At 70.4% G+C, this 3825-nt stretch carries 4 protein-coding genes and 1 pseudogene; 1 reads left to right on the top strand and 4 read right to left on the bottom strand.

The window, feature by feature from the left end:
- The coding region (locus B4E30_RS07890; RefSeq protein WP_286794540.1) for an acyl-CoA thioesterase at positions 1-588 on the bottom strand (588 nt) is incomplete at its 3' end.
- A gap of 58 nt (positions 589-646) precedes the next feature.
- Here B4E30_RS07890 and B4E30_RS07885 point away from each other — a divergent pair.
- The gene (locus B4E30_RS07885) at positions 647-1318 is read left to right on the top strand and encodes a hypothetical protein (protein ID WP_286794538.1); all 672 of its coding nucleotides are present in this window, start codon (positions 647-649) and stop codon (positions 1316-1318) included.
- Between the two features lie 5 nt (positions 1319-1323).
- Here the strand turns inward: B4E30_RS07885 and B4E30_RS07880 are convergent, their stop codons facing one another.
- From B4E30_RS07880 to B4E30_RS07870, 3 genes and pseudogenes are all read right to left on the bottom strand, one after another.
- Positions 1324-2988 (bottom strand): FAD-binding dehydrogenase, encoded by a 1665-nt coding sequence (locus B4E30_RS07880; protein ID WP_286794536.1) that lies wholly within the window; start codon positions 2986-2988, stop codon positions 1324-1326.
- Between the two features lie 25 nt (positions 2989-3013).
- The gene (locus B4E30_RS07875) at positions 3014-3481 is read right to left on the bottom strand and encodes a globin (RefSeq protein WP_286794534.1); all 468 of its coding nucleotides are present in this window, start codon (positions 3479-3481) and stop codon (positions 3014-3016) included.
- A pseudogene (locus B4E30_RS07870) lies at positions 3481-3825 on the bottom strand (mechanosensitive ion channel family protein); the annotation flags it as partial. The gene B4E30_RS07875 and the pseudogene B4E30_RS07870, both read right to left, overlap by 1 nt.

The raw sequence follows: 3825 nt of genomic DNA, 5'->3' as shown, positions 1-3825 counted from the left end.
CAGCCGCAGCCACACCGCCTGGCTCGGGCTGTGCTCGCCCTCGACCCTCAGATACAGTGGCGACGGGATGTGCCGCAGGTCGACCGGTCGATCGATGAACAGGCTCCTGGACATGGGGTGGACGTCGGGAAGGTGATCCTCGATGCGGGGCAGATCCTCCGGACCGGGCAGACCCTCCGGCATCGGCGCGTGATGCTCGAAGCCCGGGTCGTCGACCTGGAACGACGCGATCATCGAGAAGATGGGCACACCGTCCTGGAAGGCCTGCGTGCGTCGCGTGGAGAAGGAGCGCCCGTCGTGGATGCGATCGACGGAGAACGTGATGCCCTGGGCGGAGTCGCCGGGCCGCAGAAAGTACCCGTGCATCGAGTGCACCGCGCGATCGTCGGGGATGGTTCGCTCCGCGGCGACGATCGACTGCGCCAGCACCTGACCGCCGAACACGCGTCCCAACGGCATCGCGAGGGAGGAGCCGGTGAAGATGTCCTCGGTCGTCCGAGCCGTCGTCGTCGAGAGGTCCAGCACGTGCAGCATGGCCGCGACCGGGTCATGGTCGGCGGTGGGCGAGGTCGGGGCGACGTCGGTCATGGGGCCTCCGGATGCCGTTCACGCCGTCGGAGCACGGCTGGTCGATAGTCTAGGTCGGATGTCCCCGCGCCTCCTTCTGGCCGATCCGCACGCCGCATCGGATGCCCTCACCTTCGCCGGCCGCACCCGTGCCCTCGGCGATGGCGCGGTGAGGCTTCGTGCGGCGGCGGGCGTGCTCGTGATGACCTCCGCCCCGCTCGCACCGCGCGGACTGTTCGATCGCACCCCGACGGTCCTGGCGATGCGTATGCTTCAGGCCGATCCCGAACTCGAGTGCGACCTCGTGGTGGACGCGTCCGCCCTCGATCGCGAAGACGCCTCCTCCTCGGCGCTGATCCTGCCCGAATCTGCGGTTTCAGCGCCGTGGGCCGGGGTCTCACCGCCGCGCGGATCGTGGGAGGCCCGCGGTGGGTTGGCGGCCTCGGTGCTGGCCTCCCGCGCCCAGTACGGCATCGCCGCGGTGGCGGACGCGATGCCGGTCGATCCGGGCGAGGACATCGTGCGCGAGGTCCGGGCGGCGATCTGGGGCGAGCCGGACGACGCGCTCGGCGGCCTTCCGCTCGGTGCGGCTTTCGCCGCGTTCGCCCTCGGGTTCATCGGTGGCGAAGAAGCGGGTCGCGTGCTGATCAACGGACCCTGGACGCGTATCACCCTCGATCGCGGCCACGTGGTGGTGCGGGGGCCGGCCCGCGTGGGCATGACCGACGTTCGGTCCACCGGATCGCGCTGATCGCCTCAGACCGCGGCGGCCGCCGCGCGTCCTGCGGAGCGACCGGAGAAGAGGCAGCCGCCGAGGAACGTCCCCTCCAGCGCGCGATAGCCGTGAACGCCGCCCCCGCCGAATCCGCTCGCCTCGCCGGCCGCGTAGAGGCCGGGAATGGGATCCCCGGTGGCACCGAGCGCGCGCGAGGACAGGTCGGTCTCGATGCCACCGAGGGACTTGCGCGTGAGAATGTGCAGCTTAACCGCGATGAGCGGACCGGCTGCGGGGTCCAGCAGTCGATGCGGTGATGCGGTGCGCACGAGCCGGTCGCCGCGGTAGGCGCGCGCGGAGCGCAGCATCGCGATCTGGGCATCCTTCGTGAAGGTGTTTCCGACCTCGCGATCACGACCCTCGACCTCGGCGCGAACGAGCGCGGAATCCAGCGCGTCTCCGCCGGGGAGCTCACGCATCCTCACGATCAGGCCGTCGAGGTCGGGGCTGACCACGAAATCGTCGCCACGGTCGAGGAAAGCCTGCACGGGCCCGCTCGCGCCCTTGCCCAGGCGCGAGCGCAGCAGCAGGCTGATGTCCTTTCCGGTGAGGTCGGGATTCTGTTCACTGCCGGAGAGGGTGAACTCCTTCTCGATGATCTTCTGCGACAGCACGAACCAGGAGTGGTCGTGACCGGTCGATCGCAGGTGGGCAAGGGTGCCGAGGGTGTCGAAGCCGGGGTAGAGCGGCACCGGCAGACGGCGGCCCGTCGCGTCGAGCCAGAGCGAAGAGGGCCCGGGCAGGATGCGGATGCCGTGTCCCGGCCAGATCGGCGACCAGTTCTGCACCCCCTCGACGTAGTGCCACATGCGGTCGCCGTTGATGAGGCGTGCGCCGGCGGCCTCGGAGATGCCGAGCATGGCTCCGTCGACGTAGGCCGGGACACCCGTCACCATCGTCGCCGGCGGGGGACCGAGACGCTCCGGCCACCGGCGGCGCACCAGGTCGTGGTTTCCGCCGATACCCCCGGATGCCACGATGGTCGCCGCCGCGTCGATCCGGAACTCTCCCACGATCTCGCGGGACGACGCGGTGCCCCGCACCGCGCCGGAGGGCGCCAGCACGTCGCCCGCGGCACCCGTGACAGAGCCGTCGACCGCGGTGAGCTCGCGCACTCGCCTGCGGGGGAGGATGACGGCACGGCCCTCGTCCTCTGCCTGCTCGAGCTCGGCCTGGAAGGCTGCGACGAGAGCCGGTCCTGTTCCCCAGACGATGTGGAAGCGCGGGACGGAGTTGCCGGGGCCGGTCGCTCCGTAGCCGCCCCGCTCGGCCCAGCCGACGACGGGGAAGAACCGCACTCCCTTGGACCGGAGCCACGAGCGCTTCTCACGGTGGGCGAATTCCAGATACGCCTCCGCCCATCGTCTCGGCCACGCGTCCTCGGCGCGGTCGAAGCCCGCCGTTCCGAACCAGTCCTGTCGGGCCAGATCCGGGGAATCGCGGATTCCCATGCGTCGCTGCTCCGGCGAGTCCACGAAGAAGAGCCCACCGAACGACCACCACGCCTGTCCGCCGAGATTGGAGCGGGGCTCCTGGTCGATCAGTGTGACATGTCGTCCGGCGGCGAGAGCCTCGGAGGCTGCGACGAGGCCGGCAAGGCCCCATCCGATCACCAGGACGTCGGTGCGCTGCATGTTGCCGGTCATCGGGACTCCTTCGTCTCGACCCGCGTCAGGAGGGTGCGTCCTCCTGGGCGGTCACCGACAGGTTGCCATGATCGCGACCGTCAGCGGCGGCGCCGATGCCGGTCGGCTCTAACGTGTTGACCATCGCGTGCGCCGCCCGCTCCAGGTAGTCCCACAGTGTGGCCTCGTGCAGCGGCGCGAGATGCAGGGAATCCACTGCGGTGCGCATGTGCGCCAGCCACCGATCCCGCGCGTCGGGATTGACGTGGAACGGCCGATGCCGCATCCGCAGGCGCGGATGTCCGCGCCGTTGCCCGTAGGTGGTCGGGCCGCCCCAGTACTGCTCCAGGAACATCAGGAGGCGCTCCTTCGCCGGACCGAGATCCTCCTCGGGGTACATGGGCTGCAGCACGTCGTCGCCCGCGACACCGTTGTAGAAGACATCGACCAGCTTCACGAAGGTCTCGTGGCCGCCGATCTCGTCGTAGAAGCTGGCGGGTGCGGGGTCGGTCATCAGTCCTCCTCCTCCTCCTCCTCGTCCGCCGCCGTCTGGGTCGGAGGCGCGTCGGCGCCACGCTTGAAACGCCACCGCGGAGATGCGGGGAGCTCGTCGGTGGCGGGGGCGAGCGGGTTCGGCTTCGTCTTGGGCGGGTTCGCGCCGCGCACGCGCTGTGCCGCGTCCGGGCCGGTCAGGGTGACCGTGCTCAGGTGCGGAACGTCGATGCCGTCGGCGTCGAGTGCGCGCCGCACGCGTGTGCGCAGCTCCTGTCCGACATCATCCCGTGCGCCGGCACGCGTCTTGATGACCACGCGCACGACGATGGCATCGCCGCCGATCGATTCCAGACCCCACACCTC

The organism is Microbacterium sp. UBA3394, assembly GCF_002358725.1.
Taxonomy (GTDB): Bacteria; Actinomycetota; Actinomycetes; order Actinomycetales; family Microbacteriaceae; genus Microbacterium; species Microbacterium luteum.
This window is presented reverse-complemented; position numbering and strand designations above follow the sequence as displayed.